Origin of the sequence: Arenimonas sp., assembly GCF_041913985.1 — a bacterium.
Taxonomy (GTDB): domain Bacteria; phylum Pseudomonadota; class Gammaproteobacteria; order Xanthomonadales; family Xanthomonadaceae; genus Arenimonas.
On the sequence record NZ_JAYSEG010000024.1, the window covers coordinates 17,718 to 42,047 of the forward strand.

The window sequence follows — 24,330 nt, forward strand, 5'->3', positions numbered from 1 at the left end:
GGCGCCCCCGCGCCCGGCCCTCCCGCCACCCTGCCGGGGGCGGACACCGAGAGGAGAGCACGCATGATCCGCGCCACCCTGTTCCTTGCCCTCGCCGCCGGCCTGGCGGTCCTGCCCGCCGCGGCGAACGACGAATTCGTCTCGCCTCCGGCCGCCGACGCGCTGCGCGCCGGGCGCCAGGCCGCCGCCGAGGCGAAGCTGCGGCCCCAGGCGGCGGCCAAGGCCGTCACCGTCGAGGAGGTCGGCGACGCCGACAGCTTCGGTCGCAACATGAAGTGGCTGGGCCTGATGTCCGGCTACGTGTCGCTGGCCACCGACTGCACGCCCGCACCGGGCGACCCGGCTGACCCGAACTGCGTCACGGTGAACCCGGCGCCAGCCTTCACCCCCTACAACCTCGCCGACCTCGCCACGATCACGCTGCCGGGCCGCAGCACCCACTCGCTGATCTGCCACTGGCAGACGCCGATCATCAGCGTCGTGTATTCCAACGCCACCGGCACGCGCCAGCCCTACCGCTTCCAGGCGCTGGCCTCCTACCGCATCGAGAGCGAGGTGCTGCAGGGCCTGAGCGACCCGGTCAGCGGCGACCCGTACAACGGCGCCATCGAACTGGCGCTGGGCTCGATCAACGACGCCGGTTACCTCGAGGACGGCGACTTCTTCACCCGCCAGTACACCCAGAGCCGCACCTGCATTGCCGGCCTGGTGAGCAAGCGCGCGCTGGTGGACCAGTACGGCCTGACCGAGGCGCAGGCGCGCCGCTTCTTCCGCGAGCCCGTCACCATCACCATGGCGATCCGCGGCAACGCCCGCATGGTCGAGGCGGCCAGCATCAACTTCGGCACCCGCTTCAGCGGCGACTGAACCCCGTCGCATGGCCCGGCGGCGCCGCGGCCTCGCGGCGTCGCCACCGTTCCGGCTACGCTTGCCGGAATGTCGAATCCCCTCTCCCCGGCCTGGGCCCTGCACGACGGCGCCGCCGGCCACCGCCGGCAGGTGCTGGCGCTGGCGGAAGCCCTGGCCCCCGCGCCGCGCGAATGGTCGCTGCACGCCGCCGCGCCGTGGGGCTGGGTGGCGCCGCGGCGCTGGCCCGGCGCGCAGGCCGCGTTCGGCGAGGACTTCCGCACCGCGCTCGAAGCCCCGCCCGCGCTGGCCCTGGGCGCCGGCCGCCGCGCCGCACTGGCCACGCGTCTGCTGGGCGAACGCGGCAGCAAGACGGTGCAGGTGCTGCACCCGCGCATCGACACCCGGCACTGGGACCTGGTGGTGGCGCCCGAACACGACGGGCTGACCGGCCGCAACGTGGTCACGCTCTGCGGCAGCCTCAACCCCGTGGACGAGGCCTGGCTTGCACGCGCACGCGCGGCCTTCCCGGAGTTCGCGCAACTGCCTTCGCCACGCACGCTGGTGCTGCTGGGCGGACCGACGCCGGCGGTGCGCTTCGACCGCGGCGCCTTCGAAGTGATGGCTTCCAAGCTCGAACACTGGCTGGCGATGGGCGGCGGCAGCCTGCTGGTGCTGGGTTCGCGGCGCACGCCGCCGAAGCTGGCGGCGCTGGCGCGCAGCTATTGGGCCGACACGCCGGGCCTGCGCTGGTTCGGCCCGGAAGACGGCGCCAACCCCTACGAAGGCGCGCTGGCCTGGGCCGAGCGCATCGTGGTGTCGCCCGATTCGGTGAACATGGTGTCGGAAGCCTGCGCCACCGCCGCACCCGTGCACGTGGCCGAACCCGGCCGCGCCACCGGCCGCGTGCGCCGCTACCTCGACGCCCTGCTCGCCCGCGGCCGCATCCAGGCCCAGGGCAAGCTTCCGCACGATGCGCCTGCGGAACCCCTGCGCGAATCGCCGCGCATCGCGGCGATCGTGCGGGAAAGGCTTTTGGCCACGGATTTGCGCGGATGAACGCGGATAACCACGGATAGAGCCAAAGCAAGTTAATTGGGGTCAGAGCACAATTCCGGCGGCGCGAAGTTGCGCTCTGACTCCTGTTTCTTTGCTTTACCCGTGGATATCCGCGTTCATCCGCGAAAATCCGTGGCAGAAAAATCCAAGCCACAGGCGGAGCACGCGGCGCGGACGGCGGCGCGGGCGGCGTCGAGGGTGTCGTCGGGCGGAACGATGCGGGGGCGCTGGTCGAGGGTGCAGTCCAGGCCCAGGTCGAGCATCAGCGCGTGCGCGGAAAGCAGTGGTTCGAGGTGCGGCGCCGGCAGCGCGCCGGCCGCGGCGAGCGCACGCAGCAGGCCGGGCGTGTCGCGCGGCGTGCACAGCGCCGGGTGCGTGCCGGCGTGCTGCAGCACCAGCGCCTGCACCAGGAATTCCAGGTCCACCAGGCCGCCCTCGCCCTGCTTGAGGTCGAAGCGGGCCGGGCCGCTGCGGTCGAGTTCGGCGCGCATGCGGCGGCGCATCGCCACCACGTCCGCGCGCAGCGCCGCCGGTTCGCGCGGCGCCTTCAGGGTTTCGTCGCGGATGCGTTCGAAGGCCACGAACACCGCCGGCGCGCCGGCGATCGGCCGCGCCCGCACCAGCGCCTGCCGTTCCCAGGTCCAGGCGCGCTGGCGCTGGTAGTCGGCGAAACTCTCCAGGCTCGACACCAGCATGCCCTTGGCGCCGTCCGGGCGCAGGCGCACGTCCACGTCGTAGAGCTTGCCGGCGCCGGTGACCGCGCCCAGCAGGCTCACCAGCCGCTGCGCCAGGCGCGCGAACCAGCGGCCGGCGTCGAGCGGGCGGGCGCCGTCGGAGCTGGCGTCGGCGGCGGCGTCGTGCAGGAACACCAGGTCGAGGTCGGAACCGAAACCCAGCTCGCGGCCACCGAGGCTGCCGTAGCCCAGCACCGCCAGGCCCGCGCCGGGCACGCGGCCGTGCTGGCGCGCCAGGTCGTCCTCGGCCAGGCGCAGCAGCGCGCGCAGCAGGGCCTCGGCCAGCGCCGCCAGGCGCGCGGCGGCGTCCACCGGCGCTACGCGCAGGCCCATGGTGGCCAGCGCCAGCCGGAAGCCGATGGCCTGGCGCACTTCGTTGAGCGCGGTGAGCCCGGCTTCGATGTCGTCCGGCGGCAGCCGCTGCACGGCCTCATCGACCAGCGCGGCGATTTCGTCGGCGTCGGGCACCGGGCCGGCGGCGCGGGTGTCGAGCAGTTCGTCGAGCAGCAGCGGGTGCGCGGCCAGGCGCTCCGACAGCAGCGCGCTGCGCGCGGTCACGTCCACCAGCCGCGCCAGCGCCGCCGGCTGTTCCTCGAGCAGGGCCAGGTAGCTGGTGCGGCGGGTGACCGCCTGCAGCAGCGCCAAGCCGCGCGGCAGCGCGGCGTCGGGCGCCTGCGAACGCGCGGCGGCGGCCAGCAGTTCCGGCAGCACGTTGTCCAGGCGCTGGCGGCCGCGCGGCGACAGCGCGCGCACCGCCGGGGTGCGGGCGAAGTCGCGCAGGTTCGCGTCCTGGGCCTCGGCGTCGGTGAAACCGGCGTCGGCCAGCACCGCGGCGTCGCCGCCGTCGGGCAGCGCGCGCCAGTACTTCACCAGCGCGCCCTCGGGCGCGCGGCGACGATGGCGCGCTTCGAGCAGGCCGGAGAATTCCTCGGCCACCACCGAGCGGTGGCCGTCGAGCTCGGCCAGCAGTTCGCGTTCGCCCGGGTAGCCCAGCGCCAGCGCGATGCGGTGGCGCGCCACCGGGTCGTCGGGCAGCGCGTGCACCTGCTGGTCGGCCAGCATCTGCACGCGGTTCTCGAGCCGGCGCAGGAAGCGGTAGGCCTCGGCCAGGCGGTCGGCGGTGGCCTCGGCGACGTGGCCGGCGTCGGCCAGGGCGGCCAGCGCCGGCAGCAGCGAACGCCCGCGCAGCGCCGGCTCGCGCCCGGCGCGGATCAGCTGCAGCGCCTGCACCAGGAATTCCACCTCGCGGATGCCGCCCGGGCCCAGCTTGAGGTCCTCGGCGAGTTCGCGCTTCTGCACCTCGGCGCTGATCAGCGCCTTCATCTCGCGCAGGCCGTCGAGCGCGCTGTAGTCGAGGTAGCGGCGGTACACGAAGGGCCGCAGCGTCTCGAGCAGGCGCTCGCCCGCCGCGATGTCGCCGGCCACGGGGCGCGCCTTGATCCAGGCGTAGCGCTCCCAGTCGCGGCCCTCGCGCTGGTAGTACTGCTCCATCGCGCCGAAGCTCAGCGCCAGCCGGCCGCTGCCGCCGAAGGGGCGCAGGCGCAGGTCGACGCGGTGGCAGAAGCCGTCGGCGGTCACGTCGCCCAGCAGCTGCACCAGGCGCTGGCCCAGGCGGGTGAACCAGGCTTCGCCGTCGAGCGGGCGGGCGCCGTCGCTGGTGCCGTGCTCGGGGAAGGCGTAGACCAGGTCCACGTCGGAGCTGAAGTTCAGTTCGCGCCCGCCCAGCTTGCCCAGGCCGAACACCACCAGCGACTGCACCTCGCCGCCGGCGCTGCGCACCACGCCATGCGCCTGCGCGAGCTGGCCCGAGAGCGCGGCCACCGCCGCCTGCAGCGCCTGGTCGGCGATGCGGCTGCTGCCGGCCAGGGTGGCGTCCACGTCGTCCAGGCCGTGCAGGTCGCGCCACACCAGGCGGGTGGATTCGGCAGCGCGCCAGCGGCGCAGGCGCGCGGGCCAGTCGGGTTCGGCGCCGGGCGGCAGTTCGGGCGCGTCGCCGCCGGGCGCGTCCAGCGTTTCTAGCAGCGCCGGCTGCCGGCACAGCGTGTCGAGCGCGAAGTCGCTGCACAGCGCCAGCCGCGCCAGCGCCGCGCGCCGCTTCGGCGACGCCAGCGCCTGCGGCGCGCGTTCGAGCAGGCGCGCCAGCGCGCGTTCAACCAGGGCGTCGGTCGCCGCGCCGGGCGAAGGGGGAAGGCTCATGGCGTGATTCTGTCACGCGCGGCGGCGCCGGAAAAAAAGAAAGCCCGCAGCGCTGAAGCAGCTGCGGGCTTTCCGCTCCCTCCCCCACGTCGGAAGCGCAAGCATGGTTGCCCGGCGGCGGGGGGCGTTGCACGTTGCAGTGCAACAAGGCCGCGGATTCAGAGCAGCAGCAGGGTCACCAGGCCCAGGAAGCTGCCCATGCTCACCACGTCGGTCAGGGTGGTGAGGAAGATGCTGGAGGCCGTGGCGGGGTCGGCGCCGAAGCGCTTGAGCACCAGCGGGATGGTCGAACCGGCCAGGCCGGCCACCATGCAGCTCAGCGACATCGCGCCCAGGGTGATCAGGGCCAGGCCCATCGCGTCGCTGCCGCCGTCCTTCGACACCACCCAGTACATGGCCGCGCCGGCGATGGCGCCGGTGACCGCGCCGTTGAGCAGGCCCAGCACGCCTTCCTTGGCGACCACCGCGGCGATGCGGGTGGCCTTGAGCTCGCCCAGGGTCATGCCGCGCAGCATCACCGCCAGCGCCTGGCAGCCCAGGTTGCCGCTCTGCCCGCCCAGCACCGGCAGGAACACCGCCAGCACCACCACGCGGTTGATGGTGTCCTCGAAATAACCCACCACCGCCGCCGCCACGAACACCGTCAGCAGGTTCACCAGCAGCCAGGGGTTGCGGAACTTGAAGCTGCGCCACAGCGGCGTGGCCAGGCGCTCTTCCTTCTCGACGCCGACCATGGCGCCGGCCTGGGCGGAAATCTCGAAGGCCTGCTGCTCGAACAGCACCTGCCCGCGCACCTGGCCCACCAGCCGTCCGTCGGCTTCGCAAACCGGGTACACGGGGTAGTGCCGCAGCACCACCTCGCGCATCGCGTCCACCAGGTCCATGTCCGGGCGCAGGCAGAAGGGCGAGCGGATCATCACGTCGTCGAGGCTACGCTCGCGCTCCCCGTAGAGCAGGTCGCGGAAGGCCACCACGCCCAGCAGCCGCTGCTGCGCGTCCACCACCCACAGGTAGGTGACCAGGCGCTGCTTGACCACCTCGCGCAGCGCCTCGATGGCCACCGCCACGCGCGTGCCGCTGGGGAACACCGCCGGCGGGTCTTCCAGCAGGCGGCCCACGGTGCCCTCGGCGTAGCGCTGGCTGTCGGCCCAGTCGGTGCCGGCGGGCGCGGCCGCCATGACGCCGGCGCGGCGCCCGGGCTCCATCGCCGAGAGCAGGTCGTTGGCGCGGGCCGGCGGCAGGCTGCCCAGCAGCCGGGCGACGTCGGCGGCAGCCACGTCCTGCAGGCGCGAGAGCGCCGATTGGGTGTCGAGGGCGGCGATGCGATTCGCCAGTTCGGCGTTGGCATCCTGCGGCGGGGTGGTTGCGGTCACGACGGTCTCCAGGTGAAGCCGATGTAAACGGCCTTAGCCTAGCCCAAGGGACAGGCGCGCCACCATGTCGCGGCCGCCCGGGATTCTGGGAGAATCGCGGCTTCGCACCCCACGGCGATTCCCCACATGTCCTTCCGCGCCACGCGAGCCCTGCTCGTTGTTCCCTTCGTGTTCCTGCTCTCCGCCTGCGCCGGCGAAGAGGCCGCCCCCGCCAGCACGCCCGCCCTCAGCGTCAGCGTCGCCACGCCGCAGCGGCAGTCGCTGCCCGAGCGCATCCCGGCCTCGGGCTCCATCGCGGCCTGGGAGGAGGTGGTGCTGGGCGTCGAGATCTCCGGCCAGCGCGTCGCCTCGGTCGGGGTCGAGGTGGGCGACGTGGTGCGCAAGGGCCAGCCGCTGCTGCAGCTCGACACCCGCACCCTGGCGATGGAACTGCGCCAGGCCGAGGCCAACCTCGAGGTGGCCGCCGCCAACGCCCGCCGCGGGGAACGCCTGCTGCGCGAGAAGCTGGTGGCCGCCAGCGACGCCGAGCAGCTGATCGCCGGCGAAGTGACCGCGCGCGCCCAGGCCGAGAACGCCCGCCTGCGCATGGACTTCGCCACGCTGCGCGCGCCGCACGACGGCATCGTTTCCGCCCGCAGCGTGCAGCCGGGCCAGGTGGTGGCCGCCGGCACCGAGCTGCTGCGCCTGATCCGCGACCAGCGCCTGGAATGGCGCGCCGAACTGCCCGAAGCCGACCTGATCCGCATCACGCCCGGCGTGGAAGTGCGCCTGCGGGGCCCGGACGGCGAGGCCGTCGTCGGCGCCGTGCGCAAGGTCTCGCCCTCGCTCGACAGCCGCAGCCGCACCGGCACCGTCTTCGCCGACCTGCCCGCGCCGGGCGCACTGCGCGCCGGCATGTACGCCGAGGGCGACCTGCTGCTGGGCGCGCGCGAGGCGCTCACCGTGCCGGCCGGCGCCCTGGTCGAACGCGACGGCTACCGCTACCTGTTCGTGCTCGGCGACGGCGACGTGGTCGCCCAGCGTCGCGTCGAAACCGGCGCCCGCGAGGGCGGCGTGGTCGAAGTGCGCAGCGGCCTCGAGGAAGGCGAACGCGTGGTGGCCGAAGGCGCCGGTTTCCTCGGCGACGGCGACCGCGTGCGCGTGGTACCGGCCGGGAACTGAGCCATGGCGATCAACTTCTCCACCTGGTCGATCAACCGGCCGCTGCCGGCGATCCTGGCCTTCGTGCTGCTGGGCATCGTCGGCCTGGTCGGCTTCAACCAGCTGGCGGTATCGCGTTTCCCCGACATCGCCTTCCCCGGCATCACCGTCACCATCGCCCAGCCCTCGGCCACGCCGTCGCAGCTGGAAACCGAGGTGGCGCGCAAGATCGAGGACTCCATCGCCACCCTGCCGGGCATCAAGAACCTGGTGTCCACGGTGGTCGAGGGCCAGTCCACCACCTTCGTCGAATTCCGCATCGGCAAGGACCTGGGCGAGGCGCTGGACGAAGTGCGCGACGCGGTCACGCGCGTGCGCACCGACCTGCCGCAGGAGGCCGAGGAGCCCATCGTCGCCAAGATCGACGTGGTCGGCGGCACCCTGGTGACCTACGCGGTGGCCTCGGACCGGATGGGCGAGGACGAGCTGAGCTGGTTCGTCGACAACGACGTGTCAAAGGCCCTGTTCGGCGTGCCGGGCGTGGGCCGCGTGGCGCGCGCCGGCGGCATCGACCGCGAGGTGCAGGTGGACCTGCGCCTGGGCACGCTGGCGGCCTACGGCCTCACGGCGGGCCAGGTGTCGCAGCAGCTGGCCGCGAGCCAGCTCGAGCGCTCCGGCGGCCGCACCACCCTGGGCAGCGGCGAACAGGCCGTGCGCGCCGTGGGCACCGTGGGCAACGCCCAGGACCTGCGCCTGTTCCCCATCCGACTTCCCGACGGCGGCCAGGTGCCGCTGTCGGCGCTGGCCGAAGTGACCGACGGCCACGACGAGCGCCGCCAGGTGGCCCTGCTCGATGGCAAGCCGGTGGTGGCCTTCTCGGTCACCCGCACCCGCGGCAGCAGCGAGATCGAGGTCGGCGAGGGCGTCGAGGCGGCGGTGCGCCGGCTCGAGGCCGAACACCCCGGCATCCGCATCACCCAGGTCTTCTCCACCGTGGACGAGGTGCGGGCCTCGTACAACTCGTCCATGACCATGCTCTACGAGGGCGCGCTGCTGGCGGTGCTGGTGGTGTGGTGGTTCCTGCGCGACTGGCGCGCCACCTGGATCTCGGCGGTGGCGCTGCCGCTCTCGATCATCCCCACCTTCGGCGTGATGTGGCTGTTCGACTTCAGCCTCAACATGGTCACGCTGCTGGCGCTGGCGGTGGTGGTGGGCATCCTGGTGGACGACGCCATCGTCGAGGTCGAGAACATCGACCGCCACCTGGGCATGGGCAAGCCGCCCAAGCAGGCCGCCACCGACGCCGCCGACGAGATCGGCCTGGCCGTCATCGCCACCTCGGCCACGCTGGCCGCGGTGTTCGTGCCGGTCGCCTTCATGCCCGGCGTGGCCGGCAAGTTCTTTCTGGAATTCGGCTGGACCGCCGCCACCGCCGTGCTGTTCTCGCTGCTGGTAGCGCGCCTGCTGACGCCGATGATGGCGGCCTACCAGCTCAAGCCCAAGCCGCACGTCGAACGCGAGGGCCGGGTGATGCGCTGGTACCTGGGCGTGGTCGAGTGGGCGCTGGCCAACCGCGCCAAGACGCTGGTGGGCGCGCTGCTGCTGTTCATCGGCTCGCTGGCGCTGGTGCCGCTGATCCCGGCCACCTTCATCCCCGGCTCCGACCTGGGCCGCAGCAACCTGAGCCTGGAACTCGCGCCGGGCGCGCGCCTGGACCAGACCGTGGCGGTGAGCGAGCGCGCCCGCGCCCTGCTGGCCGACCTGCCCGAGCTGCGCCAGGCCTACGCCACCGTCGGCGGCATCGTCGACTTCGGCGACCCGAACGTCAGCGGCATCCCCGACGTGCGCAAGGCCGTGATGGTGCTCGACTGGGGCCCGGGCGACGAACGCGACCGCTCGCAGAAGGAGCTCGAGCGCGAGGTGCGCGAGCGCCTGGCCGCCCTGCCCGGGGTGCGCCAGCGCTTCATCAGCAGCGAACCCGGCGAGCAGATGCAGGTGGTGCTGGCCGGCAACGACCCGGCCGCGCTGTACGAGACCGCGCAGGCGCTGGAACGCGACCTGCGCACCATCCAGGGCCTGGGCACCATCAGCTCCACCGCCTCGCTGCTGCGCCCCGAGATCGTGGTGGTGCCCGACGCGCGCCGCGCCGCCGACCTGGGCGTGTCCACGGTGGACATCGCCGAGGCCGCGCGCATCGCCACCAGCGGCGACTACCGCCAGCGCCTGGCGAAGCTGAACCTGCCCGACCGCCAGGTGCCGATCCGCGTGCGCCTGGACGCGCAGGCGCTGTCGGACGAAGCCATGCTGGCGCTGATGCGCGTACCCAGCGCCAACGGCGGCACCGTGCCGCTGTCGGCGGTGGCGGAAATCCGCACCGGTGCCGGCCCCTCGGTGATCAACCGCCTGGGCCGCGCCCGCCAGGTCACCTTCACCGCCGAGCTCAACGGCCGCCCGCTGGGCGACGTGATGAACGAGGTGAACGCGCTGCCCACGCTCAACAACCTGCCGCCGGGCGTGCGCACCCAGCCCTACGGCGACGCCGAGATCTTCGTGGAGCTGTTCGTGGGCTTCGCGCTGGCCATGGCCGCCGGCCTGTTCTGCGTGTACGCGGTGCTGCTGTTGCTGTTCAACCACGCCAGCCACCCGCTGATCATCCTGATGGCGGTGCCGCTGTCGGCGGGCGGCGCCTTCGGCCTGATGCTGCTCACCGGCACGCTGCTGTCGCTGCCGGCGCTGATCGGCCTGCTGATGCTGATCGGCATCGCCACCAAGAACTCCATCCTGCTGGTGGACTACGCCGTGGTGGCCGAGGACGAGCACGGCCTGAGCATGCACGACGCGCTGGTGGACGCCTGCCGCAAGCGCGCCCGCCCGGTGATCATGACCACGATTGCCATGAGCGCCGGCATGCTGCCGATCGCGCTGGGCCTGGGCGCCGACGCCGCCTTCCGCCAGCCGATGGCGGTGGCGGTGATCGGCGGCCTGATCACCTCCACCGCTCTGAGCCTGGTGGTCGTGCCGGCGGCCTTCGCGGCGCTGGAAACCCTGACCCGCCGCTTCACCCGCCAGCCCAAGGCGGCCTGACCAAGAAGGGGGTCAGGTTCACTTCCGGAACAGGGAGTCTCCTGAGACACGTGCGGGTCTTTTGGCGATGGTCCGCCACCCCCTCAAGGTGGCGGACTGGGCGCATGGCCCGACTCCCGCGCATTGACCTTGCAGGCATCCCCCAACACGTCGTCCAACGTGGCAACAACCGGCTGCCCTGCTTCCTCGACCATCGCGACAGGTGGGAATACCTGTCGCTGCTGCGCGAGGCGCTGGAAGCCACCGGCTGCCAGTTGCATGCCTATGTGCTGATGGGGAACCACACCCATCTGCTCCTGACACCACCGGAGGCAGGAGCCGTGGGCCAGATGATGCAGCGACTCGGGCGCCGTTACGTGGCCCGATTCAACGCCCGCCACGACCGCACGGGTACGCTGTGGGAAGGTCGCTACAAGGCTTGTTTGGTCGATAGCGAGACCTACCTGCTCCGCTGCGCCCGCTATATCGACCTCAATCCGGTCCGGGCACGACTGACCAGCGACCCGGCCAGCTACCCTTGGTCAAGCTGCGCAGCGCTCTGCGGCCGGCGCGACGACCCGTTGCTCGCCCTGCACCCCGCCCAGCAAGCGCTTCAGGCGTCGGCGTATCCTGCAGGAATTGCCTACGAATCACTGCTGCGCGAAGCGATGCCTGACGAGGAACTGGATGCCATCCGCCTCTACCTCCGACAGCAACGCGCCTGGGGTCGCGACGACTTCCGGGCGATGGTGGAAGCCAAGACCCGGCAGTTCGCCAGTACCCGGCCGGCTCATCGCCCCCGGCGCGCGCGCGAGTTCGGGAAGTGAACCTGACCCCCTTCTTTGCCTATTCCATCCAGGGGTTGCGCAGGGGCGGGACGTCGACGGCGGGCACGCCGTCGGCCAGGCGCGCTATCTGCGCCTCGAGCTGGGCCTTCACCAGGGGTTCGACCGGCATCATCTTCTGCGCCAGGGGCAGGCCGTAGGCCGCGCGCGCGCCGGCGGCGTCGCCCAGGCGCAGGCGCGCGTTGCCCAGTTCTATCGCTGCACCCACGTGGTAGGGCAGCTGCGCCATCACTTCCTGCAGCCGCGCCGCCACCACCTCGTCGCGCCCGCCGCCCTGCTTGTACAGGTGTTCGATCACCTTCTGGTAGACGTCGGAGGCGCGCCCCTGCGGGTCTTGCCGGCGGCCCTTGTAGATGGCGACGTAGCCCAGCCGCTGCACCTGCTCCAGGCCCTTCAGGCCCACCGCCGGGTCCCAGCCCCACTCCGGCCAGGGCAGGGTCATGTGCATGGAGTAGAGGAAATAGCCTTCGTACACGCCTTCGACATTGGCGTCGTCGATGCTGTCCACCTTGCGCCGGTAGTTGGTGCGCGCGGCGATGGCCTGTTCTTCCATGAACCAGTAGTCGGAATACAGCGTGGCGCCTTCGGGCGCGATCACCGCGTCGTGGTAGGCCTTGATCTCCGGCCAGCGCTGGCCGAGGTCGATGCCTTCGTTGCCGAACTGCCGGTAGGCCTCCGCGGTGCCGCCGGCCAGTTCGTTGTGGTACTCCCACAGCCGCGGCTCGGCGGCGGTCATCGCCAGCGCCACGGCCAGCGGCACGGCGGCGGCGACCCGCAGCGCGCTGCCACCGCGCTGCCAGGCCAGGGCCAGCAGCGCACCCGCCGGCAGCGCCAGCAGCACCACCAGCGGCAGGGCGTGGCGGATGCCGCCGTAGGTGCCCTGCCCCGACATCAGCGCGCCCAGGTGCACCACGCCGGCGCCGGCCGCGGCGGCCAGCAGCCAGCGCCCGGATGCGGGAAGCCTCGCCCAGCGCAGCGCCAGCAGGCCCAGCAGCGCCATGGCCGCCAGCGCCAACGGCAGCTTCGAAGCCACGATGCTAGGCCAGGTGAACCAGGGCGGCCGGCCCTTGTGGCTCACGCCCCACACCAGGTGCGAAGCCTGGCCGCGGCCCTCGACGCCGGCGCGCACGGTGTCGGCCAGGCCCCACAGGTAGGCGCGCGGCAGCAGGCGCGCTTCATCGGCCAGGCCGATGGCCAGGCGCCAGTGCGGGATGTTGAGGTCGGCCACCTTGTCGGCCATGGCGCGGTTGAAGCCGTCGCTGCCGTCGGGCCCGGCGTGGAAGCGGAAGCCGTACATGGCCCACAGCACGGCCAGGCCCAGCACGCCCGCGGCGCACACGCGGCCCAGCCGGCGCACGCCCTCTGCCCAGCCCTGGCGCCAGCCCGCCAGCACGCCGATGCCCAGCACCAGGCCCACGCCGGCCACGCCGGCCAGCCCGGAATGCTTGCTGCCCAGCACCAGCCCCAGCGCCAGGCCGGCGGCCAGCACCCAGCGCCACTGCCAGGTGGACAGCAGCAGGCCGGCGGCGGCCACGGCCACGGCCAGCGTCAGGGCCAGCGGCAGGTCGGTCATGGCCACGGGCAGGTGCGCCGCCACCGAGGGTTCGACCGCGAGGAAGGCCAGCGAACCCGCGGCCCAGGGCAGGCCCAGCGCGCGCCACAGCAGCAGGCCCAGGCCCAGCAGCAGCGCGCCGTGGAAGGCCCAGAGCGAAAGCCGCGTCCGTTGCTGCGCGGCTGCGGCGTCGTTGCGCAGGAACATCACGTCCTCGACCCAGTCGCGCTCCTGCGACTTCTCCACCAGCGGCGCGAACGGCGGCAGCACGAAGCCGGGCGCCTGCGCGGCGCCGGCCGCCAGCTTCACCAGCGGCGGGTGTTCGGGATTAAGCCGGTAGTCGCCGGTGCGCAGGTAGGACACGCCGGCCACCACGTGCCAGGGCTCGTCCACCGTGAAGCCGTCGTGCCGGGTGCCCCAGTGCGAACGCAGCACCGCCAGCCCCACCAGGGCCAGCAGCAGCATCACGCCCACCCAGCGGCGGGCCCCGGTTGCGCGTCGATCCGCCATTCGCCTGCTCCGGCCAGGGCTTCCCCCGGACTAACGCCTCGCGGCGCGGCGAACGGCCGCTCAGCCCCCGCCCGAGAACTCCACCCGGTCCCGCCCCAGGTCCTTGGCGCGGTAGAGCGCACGGTCGGCCGCGCGGACCAGCGACTCCGGGTCCGGGTGCTCGGCGTCCGAAAACGCCACGCCCACCGACAGCGAGGGCGTGGGCAGCTTCTCGCCGCCGTACCAGACGTTGAGCCCCTTGGCGCCCTCGCGGATGGCTTCCAGCCGCGCGCGGGCGCCGGCGGCATCGGCTTCGGACAGGATCACGGTGAACTCCTCGCCGCCGTAGCGGAACACCAGGTCCACCCGGCGCAGGGATTCGCGCAGGTAGCGGCCGATGGCGCGCAGCACCTCGTCGCCGGCCTCGTGGCCGAAGTCGTCGTTGAAGTGCTTGAAGTGGTCGATGTCCACCATGGCCAGGCACACCGGCTGGCCCTTGCGGCGGGCGCGCTCGAATTCCACCGGCAGCTGGTCGTCGAGGTGGCGGCGGTTGTACAGGCCGGTGAGGCGGTCGCGGATGGCCTGCTCGGACAGGTGCTCGCGCAGATCGAGGTTGGAGAGCGAGGTCTTCACCACTTCGCCCAGGGTTTCGATCAGCGCGCCGATGCGCCTGGCGTCGGTCTGGTTGCCCAGGGCGGACACGTGCACCATGGCATTGGTGCGGCCGTTGACGGTGAGCGGGATGCAGGCGCAGCCCTGCTCGTCGCGGGTGACGTGGTGGCAGGCCAGGTCGTGCGCCGCGTCGAGTACTACATGCGGCTCGCCCCGGCGCATCGCCCAGCAGTCGCCCACCGGGATGGGCGCGGTCACCGGCTCGCCGCCGCCCCACTGGAACACCGGCCGCAGCTCGCGCGCCTGCGGCTCGAGCACCGCGAAATAGCCGGGGTGGTCGGAAAGCAGCGCGCCGAACACCCGCTGCATCACTTCATAGGCCTCGGCGCGGTCGGCGCAGACCATCAGCAGCTGGCTGAGCTCGTGGATGCGGCGCATCTGCGTTTCGTAGCCGCGCAGTTCGAGCAGGGCGTTGCTGAGCTCGGCGTTGGCCACCGTCAGGCGTTGCTCTGCGCGCTTGCGCTCGTTGATGTCCTGCACCTGGGCGATGAAGTACAGCAGCCGGCCGTCGGCATCGAGCACGCGCGAGCCGGTGAGCTGGATCCAGGTGAGCTGGCCCGATTTGGTCACGTAGCGCTTGTCGATGGTGTACGACTCGCGCCGGCCCTCGGCCAGCTCGGTGGCCAGGGCTACGTCGGCTTCCAGGTCGGGTGGGTAGGTGAGGTCCTTGTAGGTCATGGCCACGAGCTCTTCGCGCGCATAACCCAGCAGGCGGCAGAGCGCCGGGTTCGGCTCCAGGAAGCGGCCATCCAGGCCGACCAGCGAGATGCCGATGGCGGCGTGGTCGAACGCGGAGCGGAAGCGCGCCTGCGCTTCGGTGAGCTCGGTGATGTCCAGGCCGAAGCCGTAGAGCTCGCCGGTGCCGGGCAGGGGCCGCGTGAACCACTGGATCCAGCGGTACTGGCCGCTGGCGCTGCGGTAGCGGTTGACGAAGGGCGCGCCGGTGCCTGCCTGGGCCACGGCGCGGAGCACCGCGGCGCGCGTGGGCTCCACGTCGTCGGGATGGACCAGCTCGGTGATGCGCTGGCCCAGCAGCGACGCCGGGTCATAGCCCAGCACCGACTGCCAGCCCTGGCCGACGCGGCGCAGGGTGCCGTCGGGCGCCACGATGCCCTGCAGGCCCGGGGCCAGCGCAAAGAACAGGTCGCGCTCCAGTTCGACCTGGCTCGATTCGGTCACGTCCTGGCCGAAGCCATAGGTGCGGCCGTCCTCGAGCTGGCGGGCATACCAGCGGATGCGCCGGTAGCTGCCGTCGCGATGGCGCAGGCGGTTCTCGAAGCCGCTGACCGTCTGCCCCTGCTCCAGACGCGCCCTGCCCTCGTCCAGCGACTGCTGCACGTCGTCGGGGTGCTGGAGCCGAGCAAGTTCGGTGCCCAGCAGTTCGTCCTCGCGCCAGCCCAGCAGCACCTCCCAGGCGGGGTTGCAGCGCTGGATGCGGTGCTCGCGGTCGAGGATCACCTGCAGTCCCGGCGCAAGGTGGAACATCAGGTCGCGCTCGACCGCGGCGCGACCGCCCAGCCAGCGGAACAGGCCCCGGAACCAGGGAGTGCGCTTCGGCGGCGACAGGCGGTGCGGCATCGGGGAATCCCTTGCTGATACCCCCAAAGGTATCCCGATTCCCGGCCCTTTTCTTGTCCCCGGTCAAGCCCGCGGGCGGCGCCCCCGGTCAGTCGCCCAGGTCGGCGTCGAGCAGCAGCAGGGCGGTGGCGGCGGCGGCCAGCCAGGCCTGCTGGCGCGGGTCGGCGACGGGGTCGAGCAGCACGCGGCCGGCATTGACGGTTTCCACCACCATCCACGGCTCGCCGGCGCGCGTGAGTTCGAAGCCGGTGGGCTCCATCGACGTGAAGCCGCTGCCGGCGTAGCCGTGCAGGCTGCGGATGGCCAGGGTTCCCCAGGGCGAGGCCAGCTCGCCGCGGTAGCCGTTGCTGGTCACGGCGAGCGACAGCGGCAGCACCGGCGCGCCGTCGCCCATGCGCAGGCCGCAGTCGAGCAGCGGACCCTCGAAGGCGGTGAGGTCGAGTTCCAGCGACGAGTCCTCGTCGCCGTGGCGCAGCACCGTCTGGCGCGAGGCGCACTGCACCTGCACCGGCGGCTGGCCGAGCGTGGTCAGGGTGAAGGCGTAGGGCCGCTCGCTGCTGCGCAAGCCGGTGCGGCCGATGGGCGCTTCCCAGTGGAACGTGTCGCCTTCGTGCATCCGGCGCGCGCTGTAGGGGCCGAAATGCAGGGGCTGGTTGAAGCGGCGCGGCGAATGCCCGGTGACCGCATGCGCCACCGCGCGTTCGGCGAAGCCCGCGGGCAGCTTCACCTGCGCCGGCGTGCAGGCGCAGAGCGCGGTGGCCGCGAACGCGGCGGCGAGGAGCGGGAGGGGCTTCATCAGGGCAGGCTCGGCGTTCGGGAAGGCCGCAGCCTGCGGCCCGCGGCCAAGCGGCCACCCCTGCCGGAAGTCACGCGTCGTGCCGGGCGTTCAGAGGCGATTCCGGGGCAAAAAAAAAGCCCCGCCGGAGCGGGGCTTTTCGTTGGGCGGGGTTCCCTCTCCCCAACCCCTCTCCCGCGGGCGGGAGAGGGGCTTTGGTACTGCGGGGGGATCAGAAGTCCATGCCACCCATGCCGCCCATGCCACCGCCGGCCTGCATGGCCGGCTCGTCCTTCTTCGGGGCCTCGGCCACCATCGCTTCGGTGGTGATCATCAGGCCCGCGATGGACGCGGCGTTCTGCAGCGCGGTGCGGGTGACCTTGGTCGGGTCCAGGATGCCGAACTCGATCATGTCGCCGTACTCGCCGTTGGCGGCGTTGTAGCCGAACGCACCCTTGCCCTCGACCACCTTGTTGAGGATGACCGACGGCTCTTCGCCGGCGTTGGTGACGATCTCGCGCAGCGGGGCTTCCATGGCGCGCAGGGCGATCACGATGCCGTGGTTCTGGTCTTCGTTGGCACCCTTGAGGCCGGCGATGGCCGCCTTGGCGCGGATCAGCGCGACGCCGCCGCCCGGGACGATGCCTTCTTCGACGGCAGCGCGGGTGGCGTGCAGGGCGTCTTCGACGCGGGCCTTCTTTTCCTTCATCTCGACTTCGGTGGCGGCGCCGACCTTGATCACCGCAACGCCGCCGGCCAGCTTGGCCACGCGCTCCTGCAGCTTCTCGCGGTCGTAGTCGGACGAGGTCTCCTCGATCTGGGCCTTGATCTGCTTGATGCGGGCCTGGATGCCGTCGGCGGCGCCGGCGCCATCAATAATCGTGGTGTTTTCCTTGGAGACCTGGATCTTCTTGGCGCGGCCGAGGTCCTTGATGGTGGCCTTCTCGAGCTGCAGGCCCACTTCCTCGGAAATCACGGTGCCGCCGGTCAGGATGGCCATGTCTTCCAGCATCGCCTTGCGGCGGTCGCCGAAGCCCGGGGCCTTCACGGCGCAGACCTTCACGATGCCGCGGATGGTGTTCACCACCAGGGTGGCCAGGGCCTCGCCCTCGACTTCCTCGGCGACGATCAGCAGCGGCTTGCCGGCCTTGGCCACGCCCTCGAGCACGGGCAGCAGCTCGCGCACGTTCGAGATCTTCTTGTCGTACAGCAGGATGAACGGGTCATCGAGCTCGGCCGACATGGACTGCTGGTTGTTCACGAAGTACGGCGACAGGTAGCCGCGGTCGAACTGCATGCCCTCGACGACGTCGAGTTCGTTGTCCAGGCCCGAGCCTTCCTCGACCGTGATCACGCCTTCCTTGCCGACCTTGTCCATCGCCTTGGCGATCAGCTCGCCGATGTTGGCGTCGGAGTTGGCCGAGATGGCGCCGACCTGGGCGATTTCCTTCGAGGTGGACGAGGGCTTGGAGATCTTCTTGAGCTCCTCGACGGCGGCCACGACGGCCTTGTCGATGCCGCGCTTGAGGTCCATCGGGTTCATGCCGGCGGCGACCGCCTTCATGCCCTCGCGGATCAGGGCCTGGGCCAGCACGGTGGCGGTGGTGGTGCCGTCGCCGGCGTTGTCGGAGGTCTTGGAGGCGACTTCCTTCACCATCTGCGCGCCCATGTTCTCGAACTTGTCGGCCAGCTCGATCTCCTTGGCGACGGACACGCCGTCCTTGGTGATCGTGGGGGCGCCGAAGCTCTTGTCGAGCACGACGTTGCGACCCTTCGGGCCGAGGGTGGCCTTGACGGCATTGGCGAGGATGTTGACGCCCTTCACCATGCGGGCGCGGGCGTCTTCACCGAAACGGATTTCCTTGGCAGCCATTTTCTAAACTCCAGAATTCTTTGAGGGGGTTGTGACTGGTCGCGCGGCAGGCGCGTTATCAGCCGAGGACGGCGAGGATGTCGTCTTCCTTCACCACCAGGTACTCGGTGCCGTCGAGCTTGACCTCGGTGCCGGCGTACTTGCCGAACAGCACCTTGTCGCCGACCTTCACCGACGGGGCGCGCACCGAGCCGTTGTCGAGCGCCTTGCCGGCGCCGACGGCCAGCACCTCGCCCTTGATGGGCTTCTCGGTGGCCGAATCGGGGATGACGATGCCGCCAGCGGACATCTTTTCCTCTTCCATACGCTTGATGACCACGCGGTCGTGCAGCGGCTTGATGTTCATGAGAGTCCTCTTAGTCCTTTAATTTCAACGACATGGGCCTATGCTGTTAGCACTCGGCCCTGGTGAGTGCCAATGATACGCGCGCGGCCAAGCCACAGGAAGGCCGCGCGACCCGCCCTATCTGTAGTCCCGCCCCCGGGCTTTCAAGACCCCTGCCGAAGCCCCGCGGCCAGCTGCACCGCCCAGCAGGCCGCCAGCGTGACCAGCAGCACCGGCATCAGCGCCTGGGCGAGCCCGAACACCAGGCCGCCGGTCATCCCGGGCTGCCAGGCCAGGGTGTCGACCAGGTAGCCGAAGGCCAGCAGCTCCGCCAGGTCGGCCGCGGCCAGGGCCACCACGCCGGCCGCCAGCCAGGCGCCGGCCACGAACACCGGCCCGCGCCCGCGCCCGGACAGGGCGGAAGTGAACACGAAGGAGGCGGCGGCCATCAGGGCCATGGCCAGGCAGACCCCGCGCCAGGCCACCGGCCCCAGGCCCAGGGCGGCGGCGCTCGTGCCCGGGATGGCCACCAGGTGCAGGCCGCCGAGCACCGGCACGACCGCCCCCGCCTCCAGGCCTACGTGGCCATGGAGCCGCAGGCCGGCGTCGGCCAGCAACGCCAGCAGCAAACCCGCTGCCAAACCTTTCATCCCTGCCCCCTGTGCAACCCGCCCGGGCGACAAAACGCCGCACCCGCGCGAGTTGATTTCCTGCCGGCGATAACCCAACAATCGGCGCGTGCCCGGTCGCCTGCCCGGCCGCGACAAAACCCCATGAAACAAGGGGTGTCGCGCCACTAGAGCATGGCGACGGGGACCGGGGTCAACGCCCCGGTTGGTGCAGGAGGCGCCCACCCTGTCGGCCGGCTGCTCAATGCCGCTGTCCGACGCCCCGGAAACACCGGCGCCTGCCCACTTGCCGAGGGGGCGGTTAGGGCAGATGCACCGGTTCCGGGCAGTTGCGCTGACATGGTTAGTCAAAACGTGCAGCGCTGGTTCCTTGCAGGACAATTTCGGGGAAACACCAATGAGTCTTCTGTTCAATCGCATCAGGCAGGCGCGCCGGGGCGCGTCCATGTCGCAGTCGGAACTGGCCTTCGCGGTCGGCGTGGCCCGCAGCGCGGTGGCGCAATGGGAACGCAAGGACGGCGCCAAGCCCACCACCGACAACATGGCCAAGATCGCCATGGCCACCGCCGTCAGCTTCGAATGGCTGGCCACCGGCCGCGGCAGCCGCTGGGTCGGCGGCACCGGCGACGCCAACGGCAACGACACGCCGGCCATGCTGCTCAACTTCTACGCCCAGTGCGGGCTGGAGGAGCGCCTGCTGGTGGCCTTCCGCTCCCTGCGCAACCCGGAGCAGCAGCCGCTGGTGGATTTTGTCGAGGCCATGACCTCCCGGGCCTGACACTGGCGCGGCCCGATTCGCCAGGGCCGCGAACTTCCGGGGATACTGGTGGTCCCACGGGGCGGCCGGCGTTGCACGGCCGCCCCCGCCCCGCCCGAGATCCCGCATGACCCCTTGGCTGTCGGCCCTGCTGGCCACCCTGCTGCTCCTCTCCCCCGCCGCCCGGGCGGTGGACGAGGCCGACCTGCTGCCCATCGACGAAGCCTTCGCGCTGAGCGCGAAAGCCACCGAACGCGGCCGCATCGAACTCACCTGGAAGATCGCCGAGGGTTATTACCTCTACCGGCACCGCATGGGCGTGCAGCCGGCCGATGGCGGCTTCAAGGCGAACCCGCTGGAGCTGCCGGAAGGCATCGCCTACACCGACGAATTCTTCGGCGACGTGCAGACCTACCGCGGCGACGTGACCGCGGTGCTCACCGGCGCCGCCGCCGACGGTGTGCGCACGCTCGATTTCCAGGTGAAGTACCAGGGCTGCGCCGACGTCGGCATCTGCTACCCGCCGCACACGAAAACCGTCACCGTCGAGCTGCCCGCCGACGTCGCTACGCCCGCCGGGCTCGAGGCGCTCGCCGCCCCCGCCGGCACCGACCTGTTCGGCACCGCCACGACTCCCGCCATCGCCGCCGGCGGCCTGCCGCTGCCGGAAAACCAGGCCTTCCGCTTCGAGGCCATCGTCGACACCGCCGACCGGCTGCTGCTGCGCTTCACCCCGGCGCCGGGCTACTACCTCTACCGCGAGCGCAATTCGGTTGAGCTGCAGGCCGAGGGCGTGCGCGCCGGCGAGATCCAGTGGCCGCCCTCGCAGTCGCACTTCGACGAACACTTCGGCGACGTGCAGGTGTACTTCGAGCCCGTGGACGCGCCGTTGCCGCTCATCCGCGACCACACCCGCGCCGTGCCCGCCACGCTCAGCGTCACCTTCCAGGGCTGCCAGACGGACGGCATCTGCTACCCGCCGATGACCCGAACGGTGGAGCTGCAGCTGCCGGCGGGCGGCGTTGTTGGAGGGCCTTTTGTGGGAGGGCCTTCAGGCCCGACGGAGCAGGTCGGGCCTGAAGGCCCTCCTGCAAGAGAAGCGGCTTCGCTGTGGCTGGCGCTGCTGCTGGCGCTCGGCGGCGGCCTCATCCTGAACCTGATGCCCTGCGTGCTGCCGGTGCTTTCGCTCAAGGCGCTGTCGCTGGCGCAGGGCGGCGGCAACCACCGCAAGGCGCGCGCGCATGCGCTCTGGTACACCGCCGGCGTGCTCGCCAGCTTCGCCGCGGTGGGCGGCATCGCGCTGGCGCTGCGCCAGGCCGGGCTGGCCCTGGGCTGGGGCTTCCAACTGCAGCAGCCGGGCGTCATCGCCGCGCTGGCGCTGGTGATGGTGGCCATCGGCCTGTCGCTGTCGGGCGTGGTGAGCTTCGGCGCCTCGCTGGCGGGCGCGGGCCAGTCGCTCACCGAGAAGTCCGGCCCGGCGGGCAATTTCTTCACCGGCGTGCTGGCGGTGGTGGTGGCCAGTCCCTGCACCGCGCCCTTCATGGGCACGGCGCTGGCGTTCGCGTTCACGGCTTCGCCGCTGGTCGCCATCGTGGTGTTCCTGGCGCTGGGCCTGGGCCTGGCCCTGCCCTTCCTGCTGATCGGCTTCGTGCCGGCACTGGCGGCGCGCCTGCCCAAACCCGGCGCGTGGATGGAAACCTTCAAGCACCTGCTCGCCTTCCCGATGTACCTCACGGCGGTGTGGCTGCTGTGGGTGCTGGCCAAGCAGCGCGGCGCCGACGCCATCGGCCTGGCGCTGGTGGGCGCGGTGGGCCTGGGCCTGGGCCTGTGGCTGTGGGAGAAGGCGCGCTGGAAGGGCGCGCTGGCCAAGGGCATCGCCGTGGCCATCATCCTGGCCGCGCTGTGGCCGGCGGTACTGGTGCAGCGCATGCCGGCCCCGGAAAAGGCCGCGGCGGCCGAGACGGGCGTGGTCGCGTATTCCGCCGACGCACTGGAACAGCTGCGCCGCGACGGCCGCGTCGTGTTCGTGAACATGACCGCCGACTGGTGCGTGAGCTGCAAGGCCAACGAACGCACCGTGCTCGGCCGCCCCGCCTTCCGCGAAGCGCTCGAGCGCGCCGGCGCCGTGTACATGAAGGGCGACTGGACCGACGTGGACCCGGCCATCACCGCCTTCCTCGAATCGCACCAGGCCGTGGGCGTGCCGCTGTACGTGGTGTACCCGCGCAACGGCGGCGAGCCCGAGGTGCTGCCGACCCTGCTCACCCAGTCCATCGTGGACGAGGCCCTGGCCAAGGCGGCGAACTGACATGAAGCGCGACGCCATCCTCACCTGGGGCGCCATCGTGGTGCTGGGCGGCCTGTCGGCCTGGCTGGGCTGGTGGCTGGGCCAGCGCGCGCTGCTGCCGGCCGAGAAACCCGCGCCCCCGGGCATGGTCGTCACCGAAGTCGGCCAGCCGGTGCCCGAGCTGTCGCTGCCCGACCTGCGCACCGGCGAACCGGTGCGGGTGTCCGGCCCCGGCCGCACCCGGCTCATCAATTACTGGGCCAGCTGGTGCGGCCCCTGCCGCAAGGAAATGCCGGTGCTCGACGCCTATGCGCGCCAGCAGGGCGGCAACGGCGTCAAAGTAGTCGGCATCGCCCTGGAAACCCCGGACGAGGCCCTGGCCTTCCTGCGCGAGGTGCCAGTGGAGTTCACCCTGCTGGTGGAAACTCCCGGCCCGGGCGACAGCTCCGTGCAATTGGGCAACCGCCGCGGCATCCTGCCCTACACCGTGCTGGTGGGCGCCGACGGCACCCTGCTCAAGACCCATTACGGCGCCTTCCCGGACCCGGAATCGGTGCAGGCCTGGGTAAATTCAAACGCCCGTTAAAATCGCCGAAGTCGCGGCGATCTTCTGGACAACCCGCCCACCCTGCCCCCAGACTGTGCCTCCCCTGGGGAGGCTGGCGTGGCAAAGATCCTGGTCCTGAACGGTCCCAACCTGAACCTGCTCGGCGAACGCGAGCCGGGCATCTACGGCCGTACGACCCTCGCCGACATCAGCGCCCGCCTGGCCGCGCGCGCCGAAGCCGCCGGCCATGCGCTGGAAAGCTTCCAGTCCAACGCCGAGCATGAGCTCGTGGACCGGGTGCAGGCCGCCCGCGCCGACGGCACCGCCTTCCTGCTGGTGAATCCGGCCGCCTTCACCCACACCTCGGTGGCCCTGCGCGACGCGCTGGCGGCCGTGGCCCTGCCCTTCATCGAAGTGCACCTGTCGAACCCGCACGCGCGCGAGCCGTTCCGGCACACCAGCTATTTCTCCGACATCGCCGTGGGCGTGGTCTGCGGCTTCGGCGCCGACAGCTACGCCTACGCGCTCGAAGCCGCCCTCGCGCGGCTCTGACCTTTTCCAACCATCACCACAAGACGAGGCCGCCATGGACCTTCGCAAGATCAAGAAACTCATCGACCTGCTCGAGGAATCGAACCTCGCGGAAATCGAAATCAAGGAGGGCGAGGAGTCCGTGCGCCTGGCGCGCGTGCCCAAGGGTGGCTACGCCGCGCCCGCGCCGGTGGCCGCGCCGGCCCCGGTGGCGCACGCCGAACCGGCCCGCCCGGCGCCAGCCGCCGCCGCGCCCGCGCTCTCGGCCGAAGCCGTGGGCAAGTCCACCAAGGACATCCCGGACGGCCACACCGTGCGTTCGCCGATGGTCGGCACCTATTACGCCTCGCCCAGCCCGGACAAGCCGCCGTTCGTGAAGGTGGGCCAGACGGTGAAGGCCGGCGAGACGCTGGGCATCATCGAGGCGATGAAGATGTTCAACCCGATCGAGGCCGACGTTTCCGGCACGGTGCGCGCCATCCTGGTCGAGAACGGCCAGCCGATCGAGTTCGACGAGCCCATGTTCGTCATCAGCTGAGGACCGGGCCATGCTGGAGAAAATCGTCATCGCCAACCGCGGCGAGATCGCGCTGCGCATCCTGCGCGCCTGCCATGCGCTGGGCATCAAGACCGTGGCGGTGCACTCGACCGTGGACCGCAACCTCAAGCACGTGGCGATGGCCGACGAGTCGGTGTGCATCGGCCCGGCGCCGTCCTCGGAGAGCTACCTCAACATCCCGGCCATCATCGCCGCGGCCGAGGTCACCGACGCCCAGGGCATCCACCCGGGCTACGGCTTCCTGAGCGAAAACGCTGATTTCGCCGAGCGCGTCGAGAAGTCGGGCTTCGTGTTCATCGGCCCCACCGCCAACGTCATCCGCATGATGGGCGACAAGGTCGAGGCCATCCGCGCCATGAAGGAAGCCGGCGTACCCTGCGTGCCCGGCTCGAACGGCCCGCTGCCCGACGACGAGGCCGAGTGCATCGCCCACGGCCGCGAGATCGGCTACCCGGTGATCATCAAGGCCGCCGGCGGCGGCGGCGGCCGCGGCATGCGCG

At 71.6% G+C, this 24,330-nt stretch carries 19 protein-coding genes; 11 read left to right on the forward strand and 8 right to left on the reverse strand.

The window, feature by feature from the left end:
• The first annotated feature begins 63 nt into the window (after window positions 1–63).
• Together ACE3Q2_RS09385 and ACE3Q2_RS09390 are read left to right on the forward strand one after the other, a co-directional pair.
• Window positions 64–867 carry a hypothetical protein gene (locus ACE3Q2_RS09385; RefSeq protein ID WP_231698201.1) on the forward strand — a complete coding sequence of 268 codons (804 nt, stop codon included), beginning with the start codon at window positions 64–66 and terminating at the stop codon, window positions 865–867.
• A 69-nt stretch (window positions 868–936) separates the two neighbouring features.
• Window positions 937–1,905, forward strand: coding sequence for a mitochondrial fission ELM1 family protein (locus ACE3Q2_RS09390; RefSeq protein ID WP_231698200.1), 969 nt, complete (start codon window positions 937–939; stop codon window positions 1,903–1,905).
• A 116-nt stretch (window positions 1,906–2,021) separates the two neighbouring features.
• On the opposite strand, the gene glnE is transcribed toward ACE3Q2_RS09390, so the two are convergent.
• Window positions 2,022–4,835, reverse strand: a complete 2,814-nt coding sequence (gene glnE / locus ACE3Q2_RS09395; RefSeq protein ID WP_231698199.1) for a bifunctional [glutamate--ammonia ligase]-adenylyl-L-tyrosine phosphorylase/[glutamate--ammonia-ligase] adenylyltransferase — start codon at window positions 4,833–4,835, stop codon at window positions 2,022–2,024.
• A 158-nt stretch (window positions 4,836–4,993) separates the two neighbouring features.
• Entirely contained in the window at window positions 4,994–6,208 is a 1,215-nt protein-coding gene (locus tag ACE3Q2_RS09400) for a magnesium transporter (protein WP_231698198.1), read from the reverse strand.
• 126 nt (window positions 6,209–6,334) lie between these two features.
• Between ACE3Q2_RS09400 and ACE3Q2_RS09405 the strand changes: the two genes are divergently transcribed.
• The 3 genes from ACE3Q2_RS09405 (at window position 6,335) to ACE3Q2_RS09415 (ending at window position 11,238) form a co-directional block, all read left to right on the forward strand.
• Window positions 6,335–7,369 (forward strand): efflux RND transporter periplasmic adaptor subunit, encoded by a 1,035-nt coding sequence (locus ACE3Q2_RS09405; protein WP_231698197.1) that lies wholly within the window; start codon window positions 6,335–6,337, stop codon window positions 7,367–7,369.
• Between the two features lie 3 nt (window positions 7,370–7,372).
• Complete coding sequence (locus tag ACE3Q2_RS09410; RefSeq protein ID WP_231698196.1) at window positions 7,373–10,432, forward strand: efflux RND transporter permease subunit; 3,060 nt, start codon at window positions 7,373–7,375, stop codon at window positions 10,430–10,432.
• 104 nt (window positions 10,433–10,536) lie between these two features.
• Complete coding sequence (locus tag ACE3Q2_RS09415; RefSeq protein ID WP_231698195.1) at window positions 10,537–11,238, forward strand: transposase; 702 nt, start codon at window positions 10,537–10,539, stop codon at window positions 11,236–11,238.
• A 19-nt stretch (window positions 11,239–11,257) separates the two neighbouring features.
• Here the strand turns inward: ACE3Q2_RS09415 and ACE3Q2_RS09420 are convergent, their stop codons facing one another.
• From ACE3Q2_RS09420 to ACE3Q2_RS09445, 6 genes are all read right to left on the reverse strand, one after another.
• On the reverse strand, window positions 11,258–13,318 hold the full coding sequence (locus tag ACE3Q2_RS09420; RefSeq protein WP_231698194.1) for a phospholipid carrier-dependent glycosyltransferase: 2,061 nt from the start codon (window positions 13,316–13,318) through the stop codon (window positions 11,258–11,260).
• A 60-nt stretch (window positions 13,319–13,378) separates the two neighbouring features.
• On the reverse strand, window positions 13,379–15,547 hold the full coding sequence (locus ACE3Q2_RS09425; RefSeq protein ID WP_231698193.1) for a PAS domain S-box protein: 2,169 nt from the start codon (window positions 15,545–15,547) through the stop codon (window positions 13,379–13,381).
• Window positions 15,548–15,635: 88 nt separating this feature from the next.
• On the reverse strand, window positions 15,636–16,343 hold the full coding sequence (locus tag ACE3Q2_RS09430; protein ID WP_374473843.1) for a hypothetical protein: 708 nt from the start codon (window positions 16,341–16,343) through the stop codon (window positions 15,636–15,638).
• Between the two features lie 211 nt (window positions 16,344–16,554).
• Window positions 16,555–18,195: a chaperonin GroEL gene (groL, locus tag ACE3Q2_RS09435; protein ID WP_231698191.1), complete on the reverse strand. Its 1,641-nt coding sequence runs from the start codon at window positions 18,193–18,195 to the stop codon at window positions 16,555–16,557.
• Window positions 18,196–18,253: 58 nt separating this feature from the next.
• Window positions 18,254–18,541, reverse strand: a complete 288-nt coding sequence (groES, locus tag ACE3Q2_RS09440) for a co-chaperone GroES (protein WP_106991338.1) — start codon at window positions 18,539–18,541, stop codon at window positions 18,254–18,256.
• Window positions 18,542–18,684: 143 nt separating this feature from the next.
• On the reverse strand, window positions 18,685–19,170 hold the full coding sequence (locus ACE3Q2_RS09445; protein WP_231698190.1) for a hypothetical protein: 486 nt from the start codon (window positions 19,168–19,170) through the stop codon (window positions 18,685–18,687).
• Window positions 19,171–19,546: 376 nt separating this feature from the next.
• Between ACE3Q2_RS09445 and ACE3Q2_RS09450 the strand changes: the two genes are divergently transcribed.
• The 6 genes from ACE3Q2_RS09450 to ACE3Q2_RS09475 all read left to right on the forward strand — a co-directional run.
• Window positions 19,547–19,927 (forward strand): helix-turn-helix domain-containing protein, encoded by a 381-nt coding sequence (locus tag ACE3Q2_RS09450; RefSeq protein ID WP_043803489.1) that lies wholly within the window; start codon window positions 19,547–19,549, stop codon window positions 19,925–19,927.
• 106 nt (window positions 19,928–20,033) lie between these two features.
• Complete coding sequence (locus ACE3Q2_RS09455) at window positions 20,034–22,214, forward strand: protein-disulfide reductase DsbD (RefSeq protein WP_231698189.1); 2,181 nt, start codon at window positions 20,034–20,036, stop codon at window positions 22,212–22,214.
• Between the two features lies 1 nt (window position 22,215).
• On the forward strand, window positions 22,216–22,779 hold the full coding sequence (locus tag ACE3Q2_RS09460) for a TlpA family protein disulfide reductase (RefSeq protein WP_374473844.1): 564 nt from the start codon (window positions 22,216–22,218) through the stop codon (window positions 22,777–22,779).
• Between the two features lie 78 nt (window positions 22,780–22,857).
• Window positions 22,858–23,292: a type II 3-dehydroquinate dehydratase gene (aroQ, locus tag ACE3Q2_RS09465; protein WP_231698187.1), complete on the forward strand. Its 435-nt coding sequence runs from the start codon at window positions 22,858–22,860 to the stop codon at window positions 23,290–23,292.
• Between the two features lie 34 nt (window positions 23,293–23,326).
• A complete protein-coding gene (accB, locus tag ACE3Q2_RS09470) occupies window positions 23,327–23,809 on the forward strand; it encodes an acetyl-CoA carboxylase biotin carboxyl carrier protein (RefSeq protein WP_374473845.1) in 483 nt (160 codons plus the stop codon).
• Window positions 23,810–23,819: 10 nt separating this feature from the next.
• A partial coding sequence (locus tag ACE3Q2_RS09475) for a biotin carboxylase N-terminal domain-containing protein (RefSeq protein ID WP_374473846.1) occupies window positions 23,820–24,330 on the forward strand: 511 nt, incomplete at its 3' end.

What these genes read in the sequence shown, in the direction of transcription:
- ACE3Q2_RS09450 (WP_043803489.1), top strand. Translation starts at nt 19,547, where the DNA reads ATGAGTCTTCTGTTCAATCGCATCAGGCAGGCGCGCCGGGGCGCGTCC.
- ACE3Q2_RS09460 (WP_374473844.1), top strand. Translation starts at nt 22,216, where the DNA reads ATGAAGCGCGACGCCATCCTCACCTGGGGCGCCATCGTGGTGCTGGGC.
- ACE3Q2_RS09410 (WP_231698196.1), top strand. Translation starts at nt 7,373, where the DNA reads ATGGCGATCAACTTCTCCACCTGGTCGATCAACCGGCCGCTGCCGGCG.
- ACE3Q2_RS09455 (WP_231698189.1), top strand. Translation starts at nt 20,034, where the DNA reads ATGACCCCTTGGCTGTCGGCCCTGCTGGCCACCCTGCTGCTCCTCTCC.
- groES (WP_106991338.1), bottom strand. Translation starts at nt 18,541, where the DNA reads ATGAACATCAAGCCGCTGCACGACCGCGTGGTCATCAAGCGTATGGAA.
- ACE3Q2_RS09405 (WP_231698197.1), top strand. Translation starts at nt 6,335, where the DNA reads ATGTCCTTCCGCGCCACGCGAGCCCTGCTCGTTGTTCCCTTCGTGTTC.
- ACE3Q2_RS09385 (WP_231698201.1), top strand. Translation starts at nt 64, where the DNA reads ATGATCCGCGCCACCCTGTTCCTTGCCCTCGCCGCCGGCCTGGCGGTC.
- ACE3Q2_RS09420 (WP_231698194.1), bottom strand. Translation starts at nt 13,318, where the DNA reads ATGGCGGATCGACGCGCAACCGGGGCCCGCCGCTGGGTGGGCGTGATG.
- accB (WP_374473845.1), top strand. Translation starts at nt 23,327, where the DNA reads ATGGACCTTCGCAAGATCAAGAAACTCATCGACCTGCTCGAGGAATCG.
- glnE (WP_231698199.1), bottom strand. Translation starts at nt 4,835, where the DNA reads ATGAGCCTTCCCCCTTCGCCCGGCGCGGCGACCGACGCCCTGGTTGAA.
- ACE3Q2_RS09445 (WP_231698190.1), bottom strand. Translation starts at nt 19,170, where the DNA reads ATGAAAGGTTTGGCAGCGGGTTTGCTGCTGGCGTTGCTGGCCGACGCC.
- ACE3Q2_RS09430 (WP_374473843.1), bottom strand. Translation starts at nt 16,343, where the DNA reads ATGAAGCCCCTCCCGCTCCTCGCCGCCGCGTTCGCGGCCACCGCGCTC.
- ACE3Q2_RS09390 (WP_231698200.1), top strand. Translation starts at nt 937, where the DNA reads ATGTCGAATCCCCTCTCCCCGGCCTGGGCCCTGCACGACGGCGCCGCC.
- ACE3Q2_RS09415 (WP_231698195.1), top strand. Translation starts at nt 10,537, where the DNA reads ATGGCCCGACTCCCGCGCATTGACCTTGCAGGCATCCCCCAACACGTC.
- groL (WP_231698191.1), bottom strand. Translation starts at nt 18,195, where the DNA reads ATGGCTGCCAAGGAAATCCGTTTCGGTGAAGACGCCCGCGCCCGCATG.
- ACE3Q2_RS09425 (WP_231698193.1), bottom strand. Translation starts at nt 15,547, where the DNA reads ATGCCGCACCGCCTGTCGCCGCCGAAGCGCACTCCCTGGTTCCGGGGC.